This window comes from Paenibacillus sp. BIC5C1 (assembly GCF_032399705.1).
GTDB lineage: Bacteria > Bacillota > Bacilli > Paenibacillales > Paenibacillaceae > Paenibacillus > Paenibacillus taichungensis_A.
This window is the reverse complement of sequence record NZ_CP135922.1, coordinates 1004000-1025992: the sequence shown is the minus strand read 5'-3', so window position 1 is coordinate 1025992 and position 21993 is coordinate 1004000. Positions and strand designations below refer to the sequence as shown.

General features: G+C 46.9%; 15 protein-coding genes. 2 read left to right on the top strand and 13 right to left on the bottom strand.

The features are described from left to right. Positions 1 to 23 precede the first annotated feature (23 nt). On the bottom strand, positions 24 to 2708 hold the full coding sequence (locus tag RS891_RS04715) for an S-layer homology domain-containing protein (RefSeq protein WP_315794585.1): 2685 nt from the start codon (positions 2706 to 2708) through the stop codon (positions 24 to 26). Between the two features lie 381 nt (positions 2709 to 3089). On the opposite strand from RS891_RS04715, the gene RS891_RS04710 reads away from it, so the two are divergent. After that, complete coding sequence (locus RS891_RS04710) at positions 3090 to 3878, top strand: formate/nitrite transporter family protein (protein ID WP_053784134.1); 789 nt, start codon at positions 3090 to 3092, stop codon at positions 3876 to 3878. A 269-nt stretch (positions 3879 to 4147) separates the two neighbouring features. Here RS891_RS04710 and RS891_RS04705 read toward each other — a convergent pair whose 3' ends face one another. The 5 genes from RS891_RS04705 to fabF form a co-directional block, all read right to left on the bottom strand. Continuing rightward, positions 4148 to 5134, bottom strand: coding sequence for a WXG100 family type VII secretion target (locus RS891_RS04705; protein WP_315794584.1), 987 nt, complete (start codon positions 5132 to 5134; stop codon positions 4148 to 4150). A gap of 51 nt (positions 5135 to 5185) precedes the next feature. Then, positions 5186 to 5644 carry an acetyltransferase gene (locus RS891_RS04700; protein WP_397386936.1) on the bottom strand — a complete coding sequence of 153 codons (459 nt, stop codon included), beginning with the start codon at positions 5642 to 5644 and terminating at the stop codon, positions 5186 to 5188. A gap of 317 nt (positions 5645 to 5961) precedes the next feature. Beyond that, a complete protein-coding gene (locus RS891_RS04695; protein ID WP_315794583.1) occupies positions 5962 to 10947 on the bottom strand; it encodes a DUF4132 domain-containing protein in 4986 nt (1661 codons plus the stop codon). Between the two features lie 23 nt (positions 10948 to 10970). Continuing rightward, positions 10971 to 11390, bottom strand: coding sequence for a hypothetical protein (locus tag RS891_RS04690; protein ID WP_315794582.1), 420 nt, complete (start codon positions 11388 to 11390; stop codon positions 10971 to 10973). A gap of 307 nt (positions 11391 to 11697) precedes the next feature. Continuing rightward, entirely contained in the window at positions 11698 to 12936 is a 1239-nt protein-coding gene (fabF, locus tag RS891_RS04685) for a beta-ketoacyl-ACP synthase II (RefSeq protein WP_315794581.1), read from the bottom strand. Between the two features lie 142 nt (positions 12937 to 13078). Here fabF and RS891_RS04680 point away from each other — a divergent pair, with 142 nt between their 5' ends. Beyond that, positions 13079 to 13942, top strand: a complete 864-nt coding sequence (locus RS891_RS04680; RefSeq protein WP_315794580.1) for a helix-turn-helix transcriptional regulator — start codon at positions 13079 to 13081, stop codon at positions 13940 to 13942. 125 nt (positions 13943 to 14067) lie between these two features. Here the strand turns inward: RS891_RS04680 and RS891_RS04675 are convergent, their stop codons facing one another. From RS891_RS04675 to RS891_RS04645, 7 genes are all read right to left on the bottom strand, one after another. Then, positions 14068 to 14907 (bottom strand): MetQ/NlpA family ABC transporter substrate-binding protein, encoded by an 840-nt coding sequence (locus tag RS891_RS04675; RefSeq protein WP_163758710.1) that lies wholly within the window; start codon positions 14905 to 14907, stop codon positions 14068 to 14070. Positions 14908 to 14989: 82 nt separating this feature from the next. Further along, positions 14990 to 15661 (bottom strand): methionine ABC transporter permease, encoded by a 672-nt coding sequence (locus tag RS891_RS04670; RefSeq protein WP_113056153.1) that lies wholly within the window; start codon positions 15659 to 15661, stop codon positions 14990 to 14992. Continuing rightward, positions 15648 to 16466 carry a methionine ABC transporter ATP-binding protein gene (locus tag RS891_RS04665; protein ID WP_113056154.1) on the bottom strand — a complete coding sequence of 273 codons (819 nt, stop codon included), beginning with the start codon at positions 16464 to 16466 and terminating at the stop codon, positions 15648 to 15650. The genes RS891_RS04670 and RS891_RS04665 overlap by 14 nt, the downstream gene beginning before the upstream one ends. 131 nt (positions 16467 to 16597) lie before the next feature. Then, complete coding sequence (locus RS891_RS04660) at positions 16598 to 18886, bottom strand: outer membrane protein assembly factor BamB family protein (RefSeq protein ID WP_315794579.1); 2289 nt, start codon at positions 18884 to 18886, stop codon at positions 16598 to 16600. 109 nt (positions 18887 to 18995) lie between these two features. Next, positions 18996 to 19790, bottom strand: a complete 795-nt coding sequence (locus tag RS891_RS04655) for an energy-coupling factor transporter transmembrane component T family protein (protein WP_315794578.1) — start codon at positions 19788 to 19790, stop codon at positions 18996 to 18998. Beyond that, complete coding sequence (locus tag RS891_RS04650) at positions 19765 to 21273, bottom strand: ABC transporter ATP-binding protein (protein WP_315794577.1); 1509 nt, start codon at positions 21271 to 21273, stop codon at positions 19765 to 19767. The genes RS891_RS04655 and RS891_RS04650 overlap by 26 nt, the downstream gene beginning before the upstream one ends. Then, positions 21274 to 21867, bottom strand: a complete 594-nt coding sequence (locus tag RS891_RS04645) for an ECF transporter S component (protein ID WP_315794576.1) — start codon at positions 21865 to 21867, stop codon at positions 21274 to 21276. Positions 21868 to 21993 lie beyond the last annotated feature (126 nt).

Below are 21993 nucleotides of genomic sequence, written 5' to 3'. Positions count from 1 at the left end.
ATCTGCTGTTGAATTAAACGAATTTAAGGAGTAATTAAAGTATCGAATTTGCCCAAGTTGCCATAATTGTTTTCTCCGATATTGTTCCATTTGGATGGCTCATAAGAAAGCTTGTCACCTTGAACAGTATCCCATTTTCTTGTCAAAGATTGAGTTGGTACAATAACTGCCGTATCCATGATTTCCCCTTTGTAATATAGCGTCAGCGTTACCGGTTCCGTATTCTCAACCAGATCCAAAATCAAATAATAATAATCTTCATCTGAAAATTCACTAAACTCTTCTGCGAGAACCAACGTACTATTCGATGGAATGATTGTGCCTGAGTCCAGCGTAATGGGAGTATTGGAATCACTGCGTACAATTGTGATATCCCCTCCGTTAAGCGGTTTGGATGTAGGATTATACAACTCAATTGCCTGATTGAACTCCTCACCCCAGACTACCTCAGAAATAAATAATCCCTTTCCTGCATCCGGGTCTTCCACGTTAACCGTAAATGTGGTCTCAGCTTCTTCACCATCAGGATCGGTAGCTCTGACCGTAACCGTAGCTGAACCAATAACGTTCTTGAAGCCCAACGTCAATGTTTCTCCTTGCACGCTGGTAACTACTACGTTGGAATCCGAAGATTCTGCTGTATACGTCAGAATGTCTCCATCTGAATCTTCGAACACGCCAGCCAGGCTTACCGTATCGCTAACCTTTCCCAAAGTTACATTCAACTTAGAAATCTGCCCTGCTACCGTAGGTTTATGATTAATAACTACAGGGGCTTTGACCTCGACAGTGAACTCGCTCTTCACTGCTGCACCGATATTGTCCTTGGCAGTTACAGTCAACTTGGCACTTCCAACAGAATAAATATTCAGTGTCATCATACTGTCTGTAATATCAGCACTCGCGACTTGATTATCGGATGAGGATACAACGAAGGTCAGTTCATCTCCGTCCGGGTCTGAGAAAATAGTTTTTAAATCTATCGGATCACTTACAGCACCCAATTCAATTTCTACAGTTTGCAGTGTTTTCACCACTTCAGGAGCATGGTTTATTGGCGGTAGCGGCGGTACAATCGGTGGTGTAACTGGCGGTATCGGTGGTATAACTGGCGGTATCGGTGGTGTTATAACGAATGGATTTACAAAATAGCCAAAGGATGTTGTTATACTTCCTCCCTTTCCGTCCGTAGCTTTCACCGTAACCGTCGTATTACCTAAAGCAATAGGCCGGATCCTCAATGTTGAACCCTGAATATCCACAGTAGCAATGTTATGATCGATTTCTGAAATCTCATAACTGAGTTCATCTTCATCCGCATCCGTAAAAACAGTGCTCAGATCAATCTCTTGTGCACCCTCTCCCAAAAATACAATTTTGTCGGGGATGTTCGATTGAACAACCGGCGGTTGATTCTCGGGAGACGGAGGTCCAATGACAACAGGTGGTTCTGGTTCAGGTGTTGGTGTGGATGGTCCTGATGAGCCACCTGAACCTGAATTAGAGTTGCTAGTCCACGTATTACTGGATGGTGTCGTTACAGTTGGTGTACTGCGGATAATCTGTGTTGATGCTCCTCCCTTTGGAAGAATAACCTTGTCCGTTTTTACAGTCTCAGGCAATTGAATAACAGACTGCGCATCTTTTATTACAATCTGTTTCCACGTCCCGCTTCCCTGAACGTTAACTTTGTTAGTGGTGTTTATGATTACTTCGTCGATGTCCCCTTCGATTGTCACTTCACTCGAGCCTGGTTTGAAGACAACCTGTGGCAATGTATCGGCTTTCAAAACAACATGATCCGCCGAGACTGAAATCACGCCCTTATAAGATGAACCTTTCAGATCCAATGTCACTGGATCTTTAACCGTCCCTGCTTGAACAATCTGAATTTCCGACAAGGAAGATAGATTACGTGTTCGAGCATCATAAGTGATCACAGCGTTCTGTAAAGCATCTTTATTCCCATCATTCAAAATATTTTGAAGCTCTTTACTAATTACAAAAGGACGTCCGTCGATGTAGGCAACATCTCCATCCAATTTAGTCAGAGAAGCTGTTCTCTCTCCCGTTTGAAAAACGTCTACTAGAATTCCAGCAATATCTTGCCGCTCCACCAAAGCCTTGGAACTGAACCTTCCTTCACTGGATTCCAACAATCCAAGCTTTAATGCAGTATGTACCTGCTCTTTGGCCCAACTACTCACCATGGATTCATCTGAAAGTGTCTGTTGTTGACCTCCCTTTATTCCCTGTGCTCCTGTAACTCTTACCAAGATGGAAGCGAGTTCTTCCCGTCGAATTGGATCGTTGGCACGGAAATTACCGGATGCATCTCCAGTCATCCAGCCTACTTTTCGAATAGCATCAATATAAGGAGCAGCCCAGTCTGGATTATTCCGAACCGATTGCGATGGTTCATCAAGTGTTAAATGGGATGCTTTAGCCAGCAATACGGCCATTTCTCTCCGAGTCAAATGCTGTCTCGGATGAAAGGAGCCATCAGGATATCCCGCAATTAATCCTTGTTTTACCGCCTCCTGAACCGCTTGCAAGGAAGTGGACCGAATATCGGTTTGATCTGTGAACACCGATGATATATGATTCGCTACTCCTCCCGTTTGATCGGCTGCGTTGACGATCTGATTTCCCCACAGCATGCCCACTACAATTGAAGTAAGTAGTATTTTTTTCCAATCTTGATTCATGCTTGTTCCTCCCCAAAAACTTCGTTTCCGGCACATAGTTTATCAAGATTTTCTGAACAAATTCTGAACAAAAAAACTAACATATTATCCAATTAAAAGGTGCTTAATAATACCCCCTTCACCCCCACTTCACTTAACATTGGATCAAAAAGTTAAATACAAAATGAATCGCCCATCGGATTGAAATAGGTGCAAATAAATGATGAAAAAATAAATAATATCAGTCTAAATATTATGAATTCACGTAAAACTCACATTGCGCTTTCTTACATTCTTTTTCTGAAATCACGTGTATCTGCCTCAAAATTCGTTATAATGAAAAGAACTTGGTGAGATTTGTAAGTTTATGCAATTATTCAACTTAGCTATTGGAGGCGAATTATGGAAACGGAAGGTTTACGCAACGTAGAGAAGCTGGCGCTGAAGAAACACAAGATTTACAAACAAAGCTTGATCAGGTACCTTGCACGCTCCATGCTCGCCAGCATGTTTATCGGGTTTGGCGTCATCGTGGCGTTCAAGACGGGTAACTTCTTTTATATGGAGGATTCCCCTTTTACATACCCCATGGCTGCCCTCACGTTCGGCGCGGCAATTATTCTGATCGCTTATGGTGGCGGTGATTTGTTCACAGGAAATACGTTCTACTACACCTATGCCGCCTTGCGCAAGAAACTGAAATGGTTCGAAGTGGTGAAGCTGTGGATTGCAAGTTACAGTGGGAATCTGATGGGTGCGGCGGTATTTGCCCTATTAATCTACCTGACGGGTCTGTTCGATTCATCTCAGGTGAATGGTTTTCTGCTGAGTGTCGTAGAGCACAAGATGGAGGCTCCAGCCATGCAGCTTTTTTTCCGGGGTATCCTGTGTAACTGGCTTGTATGTCTGGCGTTCTTTGTGCCAATGTTCATGAAGGAGAATGGTGCGAAAATGTTCGCCATGATGCTCTTCGTCTTCTGTTTCTTCATCTCGGGATATGAGCACAGCGTCGCCAATATGTGTACATTCGCCATTGCGCTGGTACTGAACCATCCGGGGACGATCTCATTCGGCGGGGTTATTCACAATCTGATTCCGGTGACGCTTGGCAATCTGGTGGGCGGTGTGCTGCTGATGGGCTTCATGTATTATGCGGTGAACAAACCGTTTCTGGACGAAGAGACACACTAATCTTTGGGCAAAAAAAGCCCCCTTACTGGCCCGGTCACCTGACCGCGGCTGGACGGTAAGCCAAACCACAAACCCCCGCGCAGCCTTGCCATCCTGTGATGAAGGCTGCGCGGGGGGGGTGTTTATGGGCAGTTTCACGGTTAATCCTCCTGCCCTCCTTGCTATTTAGCCATGTGACACACAAAAAAATCACACGGCTCCATTGTAAGAACTGACACACAGGCGTAATTAGGTAACTCTGTGTGCCTGCTAGACGTGCCATCTGTGGCTTAGTTATACTCACGCCACGGAATATATTCAATATCGTTGTCGCCACGCGTGACCACGATCATATTCTCGATTTTGCCTGTATCCTTGTTGGTTCGGTAGATCATCGTACGTGTCTCGCCTTCCTCCGGAACGGAGAACAGAAACTTGTCCGCGACAAAGGAAGAACCGAGCCCTGTCGCATGTTCTGTAAAGGCGGATCCACTCTTGCTGGTCAACAACAGGCCGATTCCATAAGCTGTAGCCGTTTGTGCTCCTTTACCAAAGAGATGTTCCCCATGACTGGTCGTATGGGTTTGTTCCCAATACTCGTATTTTTTCGTATCCTTGTTGTAATCCACGACGTTACCCTGTTTATCCAGGCTGATGCTGGTCATTTCACCCTTGTCACTTTTCACTTGATACGTGCCAACAATGGAATCCTCGGTAATCTTCACCGTCTTGCCTGTGTTTGGATCGGTTTGATAGATTTCATCCTCATATTGAAGCCGAATAATGTTCATGCTGGCCTGAAGCTGCTGTGCCAGTTTCTCGTCACCCATATCCTCGGCTTTCTTCAACATTTCCTCATAATTCTTGTAATCTTCGGCGTCCTTCTTCTTCCAATCATCCATATTCTCTGGAGGACCAGACGTTTTGTCCGAGCTATCACCTTTATGTTTACCGAGGGACGTAAGAGTCTGTGCCGCGGTCAAAGCCACCATAATAGCCTTGCTCAACGCGTCTTCATCCGTTGTACGGAAACGCTCGGCAATTTTCTTGAGCTCAGACTGAATGGACAGAATCAGCTCCAGGACGGACTTCATTGTACCTTGGGCTGTTGCATAATCATTATAAAAGCGCTCCTGCTCCATTCCGTCCCAATTACTGCGCATGACACGGATCTGGCTGTCCAATGTGGACATGAACCCCGACAATTGCTGATGTGCCTGAGCGAATTGCCCGCTGACTGTATCCAGTTGCTCCGGTGTTACCTTAATCTGTGTCATCCTGCATGCTCCTCTTCGTCATATTCCTCCTGTTTCGTGGTTCACCGATGATTATCTTGCAGTCTGGTCTGCCTTGATCTCCAGATGCAGTAGCGGAAACGGGTTACCGGAACCATCCAACTCGGCACGACCAATTTGTACAAATCCCATTTTTTCGTAGAATCGGGCTGCTCCAGCATTCTGCTCATTGACATCCACTTTGAGGTGACTGCCTTTGATGTTAAGGGTATGGTTGATCAGAAGACGTCCCAAACCCTGTCCATGCTGACTGACATCTATAAACAACATCTCAATAAAGTTATCATCCAAACCGATAAAACCAACGGGTTCATCGTCAGCATTCAGTGCTTCCCATACCTCAACTTGCCTTTGTTGCAAAACGTCGCTCACTACCTTTTTATAGAACTGGATGTGATGCTCTTCCAAAAACGTATGGGTTGCCCGAACGGCTCTCTCCCAAATCTCGACCAACTTGTCATGATCCTGATCACGATATGAAGCAATTAACATGTCCAACGTATTCTCCTTTTTCTTTTCCAGATAACGATTATGTAACCATCCGATCCTGGGATTCATTTTGGTTAATACCTCAAATTTTATATAACTCTACGTATATTTTACCATGCCCAACACTCAATCTGTACCCACCATTGCCAATCTTGAGTCAACTTTCCAATGCGTAATAAGGATCACTTACCAAAAAAGCAGAAAATAAAAAGCAGCCAAAGTCACCTTGAACTGGTGCTCTAGCTGCCTGATATTCGATAGGTCCACTCGACTTCGTCAATCTAATGCCACTTGCTACAGCCTCATCTCAACATGACTAATCAATGCTGCAATTGTGCAAGGATTTGCGGGTCCTTAATTTTCTTGTCTTCAGCCAATAACATCACTTTCGCTAAAATCTCAGCCGTTCTTGGATCTTCATCGAGGAATGGCAAGAAGATTCTGCCCCGGTGCTGACTATGCACAGGTACGATATGAAGCGCGCCCGTCGCCTGTTTGAACACATTACCGCTGCCAAGATGAACGGCATACTCGCCCAGTTCACCATCAATTCGAGCGTAATTTCCATCGAGTCGTACGTTATCGACCTTCAACAGACGCAGTGACTCATTCACAATCACATGACGCATCTCAATCGTGGTCAAGCTGGCTTCCGGATCTACTCCGCCAACATGCGCAACGCTAACCACCAAATCAATGTCACGCATGACTTCCGAGAAGAAGACCGGCGGTACATCCTTCAACGCAACAGGTTTGTAAGTTCTCCGATCATAGAACTGCACCGTCTCCAGGGTAGGCGCTTCTGTATCTGCGGGTGAGAACCAGTCTGCCATGGCATAGAGATTGGCAATCAGATTATGCTCATAGCTTACCTTTTGCAGTCCTTCCTCATAGCTGACGGTCCATTGACGTCCTTTAAGCAGAGCAACTGCTTTTTTCGGCTGAATCTGATAACCTGCATACCGACGGGATACCGTTCCATTAGCCAGCTCATCCTCATTCGGAAGATAGAGTTCACGGAACACCTGCTTGAATGGCTGACGTTCCTGATGGTTGAACAGATCCCGTTGGAATTCACTCCAGCTTCCACTCTGGAACAGGTGCAATGGATGTGCAATGAGCAGCCGATCCTGTTCCGCCAATATTTGAATTGAGCTTTCTGATTTATCCGAAGCCGGAGTAACCAGCCCACCGGACGTTACATCGAAACGGCCCAGCTTGTCCCCTGCTAGGAACACAAGCGTGCGAACCAGTGGACGAAGAACCGGATTCTGCAACAGACTTGAAACTTCCTCTCTCGTAAATGAAGTTCCTGCCGTCATGGAACGCTCCAATTCCTGTCTTGCCCGGCGATACTGATCAACCAAATCGGTCTTTAATTCCTTCAATTCCGCGATGTATCCATCTTTCTTGAACCGGGCAGGTACAGACTTGAGTGTCTTCCCTTTGCTCACGATAAGCAGCTCCGGCTGCCCTTCTTCATCAATGACCAATTGGGCTGTCGTAGCCTCATCCAGTTCATGGGGCTCAAAATAGGATTTCATCTCATCCAGCTTGCGAGCTTCCATATCCCACATCAGCCGGGTAACATCGGCATACCCCGCATTACGGGCAAGGTTGCCCAGCGCTATTTGGGATACCAGACCTTCACTGGCTCGCCGCTGTGCGCCAAACTGTTTGCTCTGCATCAGAAACTTCTGAATGAAGTCGTACCGCTCACGCAGATCCTGTCCCCGTTCTTCTGCAAACGGAATCAGGCTGTAGGTCAACAAATGATCTTTATTGCGCTTATCTTCCACGGACTCACGCATGTCTTCTAGTTTTAGCTTCCCCAGTGCCGCATCCGCGAATAATTGTGATCTGCGGTGATTGGCTCCCCCGGAGATATATTTGGCACAATCGTACAACAGACCGAACCGCTCCTCACCGACGGCCTCGTATGCCTCCTCGAACCAGGCGATATCAAATGCACCTTCGTTAAAGTCCTGAGGTGAGATTGGAGAATAATGCGCCACAATGGTTTCCTTTTCAGCAGTGAACCGTTCATTGATATGAGCATGGAAGTACCAGGCTGCACTGCGCAGTCCTTCCCATCCGAGATGCTTCGCAACAATCTCCATCCATTGCGGCGCGTACATTGCGGCTTCCAGGAGCTTCTTCTCCTGGATGGGATGCTTCGCCAGCAATTGTCCCAGCAGCGCTTCGTCTTCTCCATCACGCGGATGGCAAACCTGGATCAGATGGCTGAACGTTTCTTTACGTGTCGTATTGTCACCGTAGCTGTAGATATATCCCCGGACAAAGGTATCCTGATCCATGGCAGCAACGAGATGCACCCAATGCTCCAACCCTTCAATGCGTTCAAGCTTCATGGCCAGTGTACTTACTTCTGTTGAGAGCTCTCCTCGGGTTAGCTCAATCTCCAAAATTCGTTCAACAACTGTTCTTCGCAGGTCTGCCAATATCGGTTTCTCTGTAATCCAGTCGGACCGGCTTGAGGTCAATTCCCGAATAAACTGGGCACGAGACTCTCCCACAAGTAGCTGCTTGTAGACTTCCTGTGCATCAATGAAGTCCAATTCATAGGCACGCAGGTAATCGTTCAGAGTGAGGAAGGAGCCTTGGTTACTGTCCTTATTTAATCGGTCGAATTGGATTAACGTCTGGAAATATCGCTTGAAACTGTTATCATCGTGTACTCGATCCCGTGCAATATAGAACCATGGGCCGGATAAGACAGCGAGCATGCCAGCTTCCTTTTCCATTTGTTCCTCAGGCATCATTTTCATCAGCGCATACAATGTCCGCTCAGCGATTTCAAATGTGTCTGACTTATCGCTGTCCTCATAAACGGCCTCAATCAGCGTTTTCATCTGATCTGTGTAACGAAGCTCACTCACCATCTTTTTCATGTCCTGGATATACTGAACCGGATAGACGGCTTCGGCAAATTCCTTACGCCATCCTTCCAGCAGCCAGTGTTTCTCCAACTCACTATATTCATATATGGTGGAATAGTAACGGTAATAACTATCCAGCTTCTTATTCAGATCCTCCAAACGGATCGCAAACAAAATTTGCAGCAATTCTTTACTATCCAGACCACTCTTCTGAATATATTCTCCCCATATGTTATGGAGTGGGAACTGCTCCAATAATTCTATATCTTGCCGCTGATCATAAGGAATGAAGACCATGGCACGCAATGTCGCACCTACAAGCAAGGTTTCTTTGTAACCGGCATAATATTCTGCCTCATATTCATGGTCTCTGTGCTCATGTAACAACGCATCCAAACCATCAAGAAACTGCTTCGCTTTTTCCAGGGAAAGGGTAAACATGTCCTTCGGCTTGAAGCCGCCGAGATCACGTTCTTCCTGAAGCAATGGATTTTCCCATGAAGGATCATACAAACCGAATCCATTAGCCGCCGTATACCTGCTGCTCTGCTCTGTAAGCTTGTCCAGCAGCTTCTGCTCCTTGGCTGTTGGTGTCTTGATTAACGCTATGATTGGCTGAATCTGCTCCTGCTGCTCCGTGCGTTGTGGATCTGCGGAGATCTCGGTCAACAGCTCCAGCGCACCCAATCGCTGAAGTTCAGTTTTGGATTGTACAAGTCGTTTCAGGGATACCATCAGCTGATCGGTTGGCTGAAGCAATAACACCTGAATGATCTTCTGACGCAAAGATCCTGTTTTCAGTTTGAGCAACGCCTCCATTTGCAGCATCTCTTCGAGCGTCAGCGTCAACAGTTTGGCTTTGAGCAGAGCATTCTCACGGTTGTTCATGCTCTTATCCGATAGACTATCAAAAATAAACTGCCTTTGTACTTCGCTCTCGGGATGATGGACAAACTGGGACAACAATTCTCCTCGCAAATCCGGGCTTAGCTTGTCTTTGAGCGCAATGACCTCGCCAATCCATTCCGGGTCCATGTCATACGCAGCAAGGTACAGCATTTTTTTTACTACATCATCCGGATCAATCCGATATTGAACAAATTCAAGAACACCGGATGGTCCTCCTGCCCCTCCCTGCGGAATGTAGGCCAGCATTTGTTTAAACAGATCAAAGTCACGCCGACGCACGGCTTTATCTTCAAATACAGGCAGCGGCCAAACGTGAACACTGCGTTGATTCTCCCCATTTTCGAAGCTCCAGTTAAACATGTACACGGCATCATAATTCTCAATTACCCAATGCAGCAATTCCAGATCCTGAACTTCAAGATACTGACGTGCCATGTTTAAGCGCAGCCCTCTGTTCTGACTGTTAGCAAGTACGTATTGTGCAACAATCTGCTGATATACTTGCCCGTGATCCATGATCTGGATGACTTTTCGCTCCAACTCATTCTCTTCAATAACAGCCGTTGCCCAGAGACTGATGAATAATTGGTTTGCATTGGCACTTTGCTGCCATTCTTCTCGCACCACAGGATCAGTCAATGCTTGATGCGCTTGTGTAATTAATTGCGCAGCAACACGCTGATTCGCCGCTTCAATTCCAATCCCTGTCCATACGGCGAGCGCTCTCACCACCGAACTGAACCGTATCAGGTTGTTGTCGATGATTATTTTTAATATGTATATATACGCCTCAAGCGTTCCTTCATCCATTCGTTCCACAATGCTCTGGCGCAACCCCTCCTGCAGTCTGGCTGCTACCAGCAATTCCCCAACCATCTGGTAAGCATCCATCTGAGCGCTCATGAAGATACCTTTGATCATTTCAGTGGTCAGCAATGCATTCTGATTATCACCATAGATGATATCATGCAGCGCCTGCTTCATATCGCCGGTTTCATGATCCAGTTCATAGGCAATGCAATCCGGTATAACGGCTCTAATCTCATGAAGATAATCAAACTTGTACTCCCGCATGGATACATATTCGTTCATAGAGAAGCCATGTATCTCCATGCGGAACAAGGCAATCATTTTACGAAAAACCTGTCCAATATGCTGTTCGGGATCGGTCGTACGAAAGGGTCTGCGCTCGTAATGTTTGCTATAAGGAAAATTCGCGGCACGTTCTGCAATGTAACGGAACTGAGCCAAGAAGGATTCATTGACCAAATGCTCCAATACATCCAATAATGGACGGAACAATGGAGTTTTCGTCTCAGCAGACATACGTTTCAATTGCTGCTCTGCATCCAAATAGGCCTTTTCGTCTTCGCGCAAATAGGTGAATCCAGCCATCTCTGCAACATAGCCTGCGAGTTCCTGCTCCACGCCATTCAGCGATTTTACTTTTTCCTGCAACTCTTGTTGATACTGTTGAACTTTATCTTCCTGATTCATTCCATTCTCCTCCTCGTCACTCTCTACCACAGACGCCCGGCAAGCATTGTAAAGCGGATAAATACCACATTATCGTTTTCCTGTATAATCAACGGATCATCCAGTGCCTGCACCTCTTCATCATTGAGAAACACTTTAAATAACCCATCTTCATATGCGGTAACAGCTGTATCCATGGCACCTTCTACATCGGGAACCCCTTCGTTATATATCGTACCAAAGCCTACTTTTCCTGCTGCTCCCAGCTCTTGAATGTCCTCCGGCATCAGGTAGGCAAGCCATTCCGCTTCATTTTTCTTGTCCTGAAGAGCCTTGAGCTGCTGAGCCACCATGTTCTTAATAAGTTGTCTCAGCGTATCGGTTGTTTCCGGAAGTTCGGCAGCTTGTTTGGCAAGTGCCGGCTTGCGTTTACCCAGACTTTTCACCGTAATCCATACGTTCACTGCTTTACCTCCTATGTATTGCTTTATGTTAGAAGAAGCCTCTATCATCTCTTGTATCTATACCACCATGGAAGATGGAACAAACGTAAACTTCGGTCTATTTCGTTATCCATTCAAATATGCGTACATATGTGCCCCTATTGAATATTCTAACGAATATCCCGGCTATATTCATGGGCCATTTCTCATGTTTACATGCAACCAGCGAACTAATGACCTATAATGCACTTTCGCAGCCGGAACAGCCTTAGCACAGCAAATAAAAAGAGAACAGTGCGCCCTCAGGCAGTCACTGCTCTCTGTAAGTTTACGACGAATATTTCTGCAAAATAATGACCGCATTATGACCACCGAAGCCAAATGAGTTGGACATGCCAATTTTCAGTTCAGCTTCTCGAGCAACGTTGGGTACATAATCGAGATCACATTCCGGATCGCTCTGCTCCTGATTGATTGTCGGTGGAATGATGCCGCTACGCAAGCTTTGAATGAGCGATATGGCTTCCGCCCCACCAGCCGCACCCAGCATATGTCCTGTCATCGATTTGTTTGCTGTTACCGGAATATGATAAGCTTCCGCACCAAACAGCTGCTTAATTGCTCGTGTCTCGGAAAGATCACCCGCCTCCGTACTGGTAGCATGAGCATTAATGACATCAATGTCTTGTGGCTGAAGCTGTGCATCCGCCAGAGCGGCTTTCATGGCCAAGTATGCACCACGTCCTTCCGGATGGGTGGCTACCATATGATACGCGTCTGAACTGGCACCATACCCAACGATCTCCGCAAGGATGTTTGCACCTCTCGCAAGGGCGTGAGACAAAGACTCCACAACCAAGACCCCGGCACCCTCAGCCATAACAAAACCATCTCTGCCTGCATCAAATGGCCGACTCGCCTCTTCGCACGCTTCGTTTCGTGTAGATAGTGCCGTCGCATTGCCGAAGCTTGCCAGTGATACTTCGGTGACAGCTGCCTCCGTCCCTCCAGCAAAAATCACATCCGCTCCACCATGACGGATCAGCCGGAAAGCCTCACCTATCGCTGTGTTGCCGATCGAACAGGCTGTCACTGGCGAGAGAGTCGGGCCCCAGCAGCCAAATCTCATGCTCACCATAGCCGCCGCCATATTGGATATCATCATGGGCACCAGTGTTGGACTGACTCTTGCAGGCCCACGTTCAGACAGGAGTTTGCCTTGTTCCATCAGGGTCTGGATTCCGCCGATGCCGGAACCGATATACACGCCAACGCGCTCCCTGTCCACCTGATCCATCTCTAGACCGGAGTCAGATAAAGCCTGCTCTGCTGCCGCAACAGCAAATTGCACGAACCGGTCCATACGCCGAGCTTCCTTCCGTCCAAACCGTTCTTCTCCGTCAAAATCACGGACCGCTCCTGCTATTTTCGTTTTATAAGACGTTGTATCAAACGCTTCAATTGGCGAAATTCCCGATTTACCTTCCACCAATCCATTCCAAAATGTATGCACATCATTCCCCAAAGGAGAGATAATCCCCATTCCTGTAATAACAACACGCTCCATAATGCATCCTCCTTCAGTGCTCTCTCCATACTTGTTTAGTTAAGTTATGCACTTATATTGCCATTCGTATTATCCTATTACAAGTTGTCAATTATAATAGTATAATGACTACCATGATAAACTCAGGAACGAAGGTGATGGAATGAACCATGATGTCAGGTTGCAGGCACTGTCTGCTTTTCTGAAAAACCAGCGCTCCAAAATCTCTCCGGAATCTGTCGGATTACCCGCGGGCTCCCGGCGAAGAACACCTGGATTAAGAAGAGAAGAAGTATCCCAATTGGCAGGTGTGAGCACAACATGGTACACCTGGCTTGAACAGGGCCGGGATATTCAGGTATCTCATTCCGTATTGGATAACATCGCCTCAGCTCTCAGGCTGACAGCGGATGAACGAAAGTATTTGTTTTCCCTTGGTCTGGATTACCATTCGGAACTTCATATCCTGGATGAAAAGCCACTCCAAATTCATCCCTCTTTGCAAAAAATATTGCAGGAACTTCGCAATTGTCCCACAATCATCTCAGACCGACGCTGCCACATTGTTGGCTGGAATGACGCAGCGCGGCATGTGTTTATGGACTTTGAACAGATTCCTGCTGAACAGCGGAACATGATCAGTTTGTTGTTTGAACGAAAAGAATTTCGAAGACTGGCCGTCAATTGGGAGGATTTTGTCAGCGGATTTCTGGCTATTTTCCGTGCTTATTATGGTCAGTATGTCGATGATGAATGGTACAACTTGTTTTTGGATGACATGATGGACAGATATCCCGATTTTCAACCCCTTTGGAAACAAAGCAGTGTTAGCAGCGCCCCGGATGTGTTGATTGAATTTAGACATTCCAGAGCTGGCAAAATGCTTTTTGATCTTACCTCACTTCAGGTTCAGGGAAATGCCGATTTGCGGTGCAGCATCTACACACCTGCAACAGACACGGCTACAGAGCGTAAATTGATCCGCCTCATGGAGCCAAAGGTAGAACCTGACTCAGACAAAAGCTGATGCTGACCTTCTTCCTTTATTCCGTAATACAAGGTAACAAAAAAGACCCAGGCGATGAGGCCTGGGTCTTCATGTTTGTCTTGAAACCTATCTGTACAATCATTTCAGTTGCAGATTAACGGATGTTATTTAAAAGCCGGGATTGCAATATCTGCATACTTCTCTTCAAAGAAGGCTTTCACTTCTGGACCAGCCATACGCTTCGCCAGCTTCTGAATGGCTTCCGAATCCTTGTTATCTTCACGGGCAACCAAAGTAATGGCAAAATGGGAATCATCCTTCTCAGTGAATAACGCATCCTTCTTCGGTGTAAGTCCAAGTGGACTCGCATAGGCTGGAGTCATGGCAACCAGATCCGCATCATCCAACATGCGGGCCAGCATCAACAGATCCACTTCTTTGAACTTGAAGTTCTTCGTGTTTTCCGTGATGTCTGCTTGTGTTGCATTAAAACCGACGCCTTCTTTCAGCTTGATCAGGCCGTTCTGTTCCATCATCACCAGTGAGCGTCCAATGTTAGACGGATCGTTGGCAATCGCTACCGTTGCACCTTCAGGCAATTCTTCAATGGATTTTACCTTTTTGGAATATGCTCCGTAGATGGCATTGTAGATCGGTTGAACAGCCACCAAGTTAGCATTATTCGCTTCATTATACTGATTCATGTAAGGTACGTGCTGGAAGAAGTTTGCGTCTACTTCTTTGTTCGCCAGTGCAGTATTCGGTTGAACGTTATCGGAAAGTACAACAACTTCCAGATTAACGCCATCTTCTTTTAGCAATGGCTTCACAATATCCAGCACATCCGTCATTGGCGGAATCAAAGTAGCTACTTTCAACGTCACTTCTTGTCCTGCTTGAGTGCCTTCCTTATTTCCTTCCGCCGCAGGTGTTTCTTCTTTTTTGCCGCATCCGGCTGCTACGAGCGTCACTGCCAGCAGCATGAGCATTAGTTTTGCTTTCATCTGATATAAACCCCTTCATCATGTAATCTGTATTGTTCGTGCTGTAATTCAATCTTTCTGCACTACTTGTGCTTGTCCTTCTTCAGGATCTGCGATCAAGCCAGCGGGACACTCTGCTGCCAGTAAATTGGATCATCTGTACCAGGATAATCATAATGATAATCGTAAATACCATGATCTCCGTTTCGAATCGCTGATAACCGTAACGAATCGCAAAATCACCAACACCTCCACCACCGACAATACCCATGACCGTAGAGTAAGAGATAAAACTGATGGTTGCGGTTGTTAAGCCGAGTACGAGACTTGAGCGAGCCTCCACATACAGGAATTTCACCACAAGCTGTATGGTCGATGCACCCATGGAAGAAGCAGCTTCAACCACACCCTTCGGTACATCAAGCAAAGCCTGTTCTACCAGTCTGGCGTAATAAGCAATGGCAATGACCGAGAGCGGCACGGTTGCTGCGAGTGTCCCGATAGATGTTCCAACGATCATACGTGTGAACGGAATCATAAATACGACTAGCAGCAGAAACGGGAAGGAACGAATGATGTTGACTAGACTTCCCAGAATCATGAACAGAGGTCGATTCTGATAACGTTGCCCTCTTCTGAACAGATACAGCAGTGTACCTAGAGGCAACCCGATTAACACAGCCGCAGTGATGGAGATCCCCACCATGACAAACGTCTCCCCAATGGCCTGCCAAATTTCATGCTGATACTTCACAACAGACTCAGGTATCATCATTATTGTCCTCCTGACCGCCATGAAGAGAGGTATTTCGTCCGCTCATAGGTTCATCTTCACCCATCAACAAGGAGGTTAGAAGATCCGGCTTCGGTGCCGGTATACTGCGTACTTCCATTTCCGACAGCGTTTTGATGATCTGTCCCTCTTTCATCACCGATATCCGGTCACAGAGCTTTCGGGCAACCTCCATCTCATGTGTAACGAGTACAATAGTTACCCCCAGCGTTTCATTGACATGACGCAGCACATCCAGAATTCCACTCGTTGTCTGCGGATCAAGCGAAGATGTTGGTTCATCACAGAGCAGCACATCCGGGCGGCTGGCAAGTGCTCTGGCGATGGCGACACGTTGCTTTTGCCCTCCACTTAACTGTGCAGGATACTGGTTAGCCTTATCTTCAAGTCCGACAAATCTCAATACCTCAAGTCCTCGTGCAACCCGCTCAGTCCGGGAGACGCCCGCAAGTTCCAGAGGCATGCAGACATTGCCACTTACAGTCCGATTGCTGACCAGATTGAAGTGCTGAAAAATCATGCCAATGGACCTCCGTGCCTGACGCAGGCTATTCTCACTCATCCGGGTCAGTTGCTGCCCATTCACAATGACTTCGCCGTCATCTGGCTTCTCCAATCCATTGAGCATACGCAGAAGCGTGGATTTCCCTGCACCACTGGAGCCGATAATGCCATGGATCTCTCCCTGGCCTACTTCCAGGGAAACCGAGCTTAGCGCCACGAATCCCTGATCTTCACGGGACCCATGCTCGTTATAACGCTTGCTTACCCCGTATAATGAAATCATGGGAGATTCCTCCTGCGATTGATCGTACATGGTCCTTCAAGAACACATGAAGAAAGCCCGCACAGCCGATAACCGGAGCGCGAGCAATCCTGTTTATTTATAATAAATCATCATTCGACATGAAACAAGCTTTAACGTGAGATATCTGCATTCAGATCACTTGCTTCATATCTACTGAACCGTCCGTTCGACGACCCGATATAGACTTCATTTCCATTCCGATTAATGGTCCCGTTCTTCGCATCCCGATCCCGGTGCTCTGGTGTGCCCATCACAACATCATGCACACGGCCGATCAAGGCCCCGTTATTTTTATCCATAATCAGGAGATCTTCACCCATCGGCAGCAAAAGCTGATTTTCAATCACTAGGTAACTCCCCTGATTGGTAGGATATCGAAGTGACGAAATCGTGTTTTGTGCGGACCAACGGGTCTTTCCTGTATCATATGCAAGGGCTGCTGGGTACCCATTTTTGATTACGTATAGTTGATCGTCCTCCACGAACCCTCGTTCAATCTTGCTGTCCAGCGTCCAACGTTTTGTCCCGCTCTTGGCATCGTACAGAGTGGTTGTGAAGTCTGCGTAATCGCCGTATATATCCCCTTTCTTGTTATCACGAATCAGCAGCTTGCCATCGCTCAGAACCTCAAATTGCTGTCCATTCCGAGCAGGGAATTGTGCAAGCTTCTTGCCAGTATTCAGATCAAGCAACGCCCACTGATCTCTCAACAACATCCAGCGTTCCGGCTGAGTTGACGCAAAGGGATCAAGACGGTATATTCCATCAAAGTATGAATTGTTCTCAGGATGATCCACAGTCGGTTTACCCACCTTGATGCTCCATACGGTTCGGCCAGACTGAGGCTCCGCAGCGACCAGTTGGTTTTTCTCCCAATACATCACATAAGGGTCATCTGAACCTTTGTTTAACAGTTGATATCCTGTACTAAGTTTTCTTGTCCATAATGTTTTTCCGTTTGCACTATCCAGCACCGTTAACCAGCTATTACTTGAGCCTTCGACAACTGGACTACTCACAACAACTACATTCTTTGCGGCAGTGATGCCGTTCAATCTGAATTTTTGCTTGGGAGCATACTCCCATACGACATCACCGCTCTTCAATCGAAGGTGGCGTATACGATCCACGTATTCTTTCTTGTCAGGGTCATAATCTGTATACATTGTAACGTATTGGCGTCCTGCATCTACTTCTACCTGCTGTCTCCCATACCCCGCATTGATCTCCCATAATTTCTTACCGGAATGTCGGTCAAGTGCATACATTGAACTCTCATAATGAAAACCACTAAATCCACCGTCATCCCCTTTCATCAAGAGCACATCATCCGTCGCTGCTTGCAAAAAGGTATAGTTGATATCCCCTTGATTTGTCCATATTGGTTTCCAAGGTAGCGTTATCGGCAATGACTTGCCTGTGATTTTGGTTGTGAATTCATATTCATCCGAACGACTGAAGCTCCAATCGAACACCACATTGTTCCGATCATCTTGCGGTATATTCCAGCGTGTTCTGGCAAGTTTGCCGTTCTTATTGAATGTCACCAAAAATTGCGCGTCTGCTCGCTCATATCGCCAGGTCTGTCCAATACTCATCGTATAACCGGTGTCATTCAAATTGGCTGAATTCTCTTTCCAATCCGGTTCACCGAGCCATTGTTTGACTTGTTTGGAGGTTGTTTTTTTGTTCAGCATAATATCCGTCAAATGACGTACAGCCAAAGCGGACTTCGATGCATCCTGTTGAAACCAACCATCCGCTACAATGACTTGCTGCTCTACAGCCTGTGCTTTAACCCAAAGCAATGCAGGACGATAGATGAATGATTCCTTATTCCAGACGTGCGGGGCAATAGAAACGCCATACCAATCCTTCGTCGCTGCAACAATTAACGCCTGTTCTGTCAGCGTTGGACTTGGAGACCAACTTGTCGAGCTTCCCGGAGCCAGATACAGCTTACTCCCAGGACGAAGACTGAACGTCTGGGGAGTTACAGTCTTCAGGCTTCTACTTTCCTTGGATGCATACCAGCCGGGAATCCAGAGTTCACCTCTATTGTAATCCTGGAATTGAATCCATTCGCCGCGAACCGCTTGTACTTTGATTTTCTCATTGCTGGAAGTGTAGTACTGTATTCCCATCAAATCAACGGGCACTTTGTTACCTATAACTTGGGTGTACAGGGGTATACCTGCCTCCAAATTCAAGGTATCTCCCGGTTTATAAGTCGTTTTCGCTTGTGCAGATAAGGCTTGAGTTGTCGAACCAGAGCCCTGTCCTGCCTGTGTTTCCGTATTCGTCTCCAGCAGCATGAACCCCGTAACCAGCACGGCCGCTATTCCGGTTACAGTGATCCATTGGTACCCCGTCTTTTTCCACTTCGACCCTGTCTTCACACTCGTTCACCTCATCTATTTGAAGTTATTTCCATTAAAGACGTTTTGAACAAGGAAAAGTTACTGTTACTCCCAAATATATTTGCAAGATACAAAATAATTACAGGTCTCACCTTACATCCACTAGGGTTGAATGATAAGGGAATGTGGTCCCCATTATATAAGCAGCCGTTAACATGATGATAAAATACCCCGTAAACCATACATCTGCTCGGGAATACCCGATGTGAACGTAATAGGTCCTGCTCCCGCCTTCCTTGAACCCTTTCGCTTCCATCGCCACCGCCATACGCTGCGCGCGCCGAATACTCTGTGCAAGCAGCGGAATAGCATATCGTTTCAGTATGCCGTATACATTCCAGCGGGAGCCGCGCTGCCTCGTTCCCCGAATGCGGATGGCATAACGCAGCGTCTGGAATTCATCGAGCAAAATCGGAATCATGCGCATCGCCGCCAGAAAGCTATAAGCATACTTGGGTGGGAGCTTCCACTGCTGCATGAGGGAATAAAAGAGACGCACAGGCTTGGTCGTCAGGCCGAACAACAATCCAGCCGCCGCCATACTTAGGGAACGAAATCCCAAATGCAGCCCGCGATAGAAGCTCTCCTCGGTAATATGAATCAATCCCCATTGAAACCAGGTGGTCTCGCCTTTACCAAACATGATCATACCTGTGGAAGTTGATATAAATACCAAAATGAACGGAGACGCATACAGCAACAATCGGGGCAATGGGTGACCTGTCCAGCCCAGCAGTAACAGCATGACAACTGACACATTAGCCATTACATTCAGGTTGTGAACAAGGATGACGAAGACAAACAGCAATGTCAGAAAAATCATTTTCAACCCCGGATTCACCGCGTGAAGCCAGGTCTCACGATGAGGAAACGAGAGCTGCATCCGTTAACCTCCCCTCATCCACCGTCCAGATTCGGTTGCAATAACGTTTTACGATTTCACGATCATGCGTAACCATCACGATGGCTGTCCCTTCACGCCGCAGCCGTTCCAGCTGTGATAACATGGCAAAGGTATTGCGCGCATCCTGTCCAAAAGTAGGCTCATCCAGCAACAAAATATGCTGTTCCCGTACCAGCGCTGACGCTACACTCAGCCGCCGTTTCTGTCCCATCGACAATTGATATGGATGCCTCTCTGACAGGTCAGTCAATCCGAATTGCTCCAGCATATGATTGGTTCGGACACCTCTTTCTTCGGCAGTTAGCTTGCTGCTCAGCAGAGAAAACTCCACTTCATCCCGAACTGTATTCGTCACAAATTGAAATTCAGGATTCTGGAATACAAGGGCAATGTGATCGGCAAGCTGCTCGGTTTTTCCGGCCGATTGTCCTTCCACAACATAATGGCCTGTCGTTTTTAGAATATTCATCATGGATAGCAATAATGAACTTTTACCTGCCCCGTTAACCCCCACAATTCCCACCCAATCTCCATGCCATACCTTGGCCTGCTCCACCTGAATGAATGGCGTTTTTCCGCGCCATCCGGTGAATTGCTGCATTTCCAGGGCCGGTTGGAGCAGTACAGAGGTTTCCCCCTCCTTATAATCTATACTTTCAGTTTCTGTTGTACCGTAACGGCTATCCTCTCCTGAGACCCATGCCTGTGCCTTCGATTGGCCTCGTTCTTCCCAGACCCCTGGATACCAGATCCCGTATGCCCTGAGCATACTCCGCTCATCTGTAAACACCTGATTTGCCGGGCCATCTGCCACAATCTTTCCTTCAGGCGACAATACAATGATTCGGTCTACCCACTCGACAATTTCATTAATTTTATGTTCCACGATAATGAGCGTTTTGTCCTGTGCAATCTGTTTCACCGTATCCCACACCTGAGAGGTTCCTTCATCATCCAGCAGTGCCGTTGGTTCATCCAAAAAGAGTACATCTGGCTCCATGGCTAGTATTGAAGCCATAGCAAGACGCTGCTTCATGCCCTGAGACATCGATTGAATGAGTGTGCGATTATGTTCAAAAGATAACCCGACCTGTTCCAGGTATCGCTTGATAAGTACATGCATCTGCTCGCGTGGAATATTCCGGTTCTCCAATACAAAAGCAATCTCTTCATCCGTATATGACACACAGAACTGGGTATCCGGATCTTGAAAAACTATGCCCGGCTGTTCAGGTACCTGAATGTCATCACATTTCATCGGAATCTCCACTGATCTCGGAATCAAACCGCTTAGAATCTGCAGCAAGGTCGATTTGCCAGAGCCGCTGGGTCCAAGTAACAATACTTTCTCCCCTTGACGCACAGAGAGAGACAAGCCTTGGAACACCAAGGCCTTCTCTCCCGGGAACTTGCATCTTAGATTCGTAACACCTACCGCTTGCACATTATCCATTTCATTCATCTAGTCCAACGCCTCATAATCCTGCTTCGACACCGGTCTAAGGGATCGTGTTACACCTGTAAGCTCCAGCGCTTTGGCAAGATAATAGGCGAATACACCTGCAATCAGAATACTGCCAATGAAGCGGAACCCGATAAACAGCGTGTAGTTCCAAGCCGTGAGGGAATCAATGTACCCGTATTGATAATCCAGTACAAGTGAAGCCGCCGCTGCACCAATAGCCGCAAGGCAGGTGACGAACAGATTGCTTTTCCGATACAGAAATGCGGCGAAGAAAATCTCCGCTCCCAGCCCTTGCAGCAGCCCATATACCAGTGTGGACATGCCCCACTCACTTCCGAGAAAAGCACTCACCGTGGATGCCGCAACTTCAGCCAGAATGGCTACACCCGGCTTCCGAATGATTACAAAGGCAAAGGTGCCCGCCATAAACCACATGCCGTAAATCATCTGCTCCGCATGAACGCCGAATGGCTTCATCAGATCATATGTAGGTCCCCATATTTTGTAGATCACCCCGAAGACCACTGCAATCACAATCGTTACCAAAATATCGGTTAACTTCAATCTGTTGCTGCCTGCTGCTGTTGACATGTTTTCTACTTCCTTCCTCTGTTTCCCTTGATTTAAAATAAATAATAAAACAAACAAAAAAGCCTCCCCGGTTCCCAGGCAGGCCATACGCACAGTTTACAATTCTTACGATGCTACGCATTAGGC

Excerpts from the sequence above, each read along its gene's own strand:
- RS891_RS04675 (WP_163758710.1), bottom strand. The coding sequence starts at position 14,907 with ATGAAAGCAAAACTAATGCTCATGCTGCTGGCAGTGACGCTCGTAGCA.
- RS891_RS04650 (WP_315794577.1), bottom strand. The coding sequence starts at position 21,273 with ATGAATGAAATGGATAATGTGCAAGCGGTAGGTGTTACGAATCTAAGA.
- RS891_RS04715 (WP_315794585.1), bottom strand. The coding sequence starts at position 2,708 with ATGAATCAAGATTGGAAAAAAATACTACTTACTTCAATTGTAGTGGGC.
- RS891_RS04680 (WP_315794580.1), top strand. The coding sequence starts at position 13,079 with ATGAACCATGATGTCAGGTTGCAGGCACTGTCTGCTTTTCTGAAAAAC.
- fabF (WP_315794581.1), bottom strand. The coding sequence starts at position 12,936 with ATGGAGCGTGTTGTTATTACAGGAATGGGGATTATCTCTCCTTTGGGG.
- RS891_RS04645 (WP_315794576.1), bottom strand. The coding sequence starts at position 21,867 with ATGTCAACAGCAGCAGGCAGCAACAGATTGAAGTTAACCGATATTTTG.
- RS891_RS04695 (WP_315794583.1), bottom strand. The coding sequence starts at position 10,947 with ATGAATCAGGAAGATAAAGTTCAACAGTATCAACAAGAGTTGCAGGAA.
- RS891_RS04710 (WP_053784134.1), top strand. The coding sequence starts at position 3,090 with ATGGAAACGGAAGGTTTACGCAACGTAGAGAAGCTGGCGCTGAAGAAA.
- RS891_RS04700 (WP_397386936.1), bottom strand. The coding sequence starts at position 5,644 with ATGTTAATTGCTTCATATCGTGATCAGGATCATGACAAGTTGGTCGAG.
- RS891_RS04705 (WP_315794584.1), bottom strand. The coding sequence starts at position 5,134 with ATGACACAGATTAAGGTAACACCGGAGCAACTGGATACAGTCAGCGGG.
- RS891_RS04670 (WP_113056153.1), bottom strand. The coding sequence starts at position 15,661 with ATGATGATACCTGAGTCTGTTGTGAAGTATCAGCATGAAATTTGGCAG.
- RS891_RS04665 (WP_113056154.1), bottom strand. The coding sequence starts at position 16,466 with ATGATTTCATTATACGGGGTAAGCAAGCGTTATAACGAGCATGGGTCC.
- RS891_RS04655 (WP_315794578.1), bottom strand. The coding sequence starts at position 19,790 with ATGCAGCTCTCGTTTCCTCATCGTGAGACCTGGCTTCACGCGGTGAAT.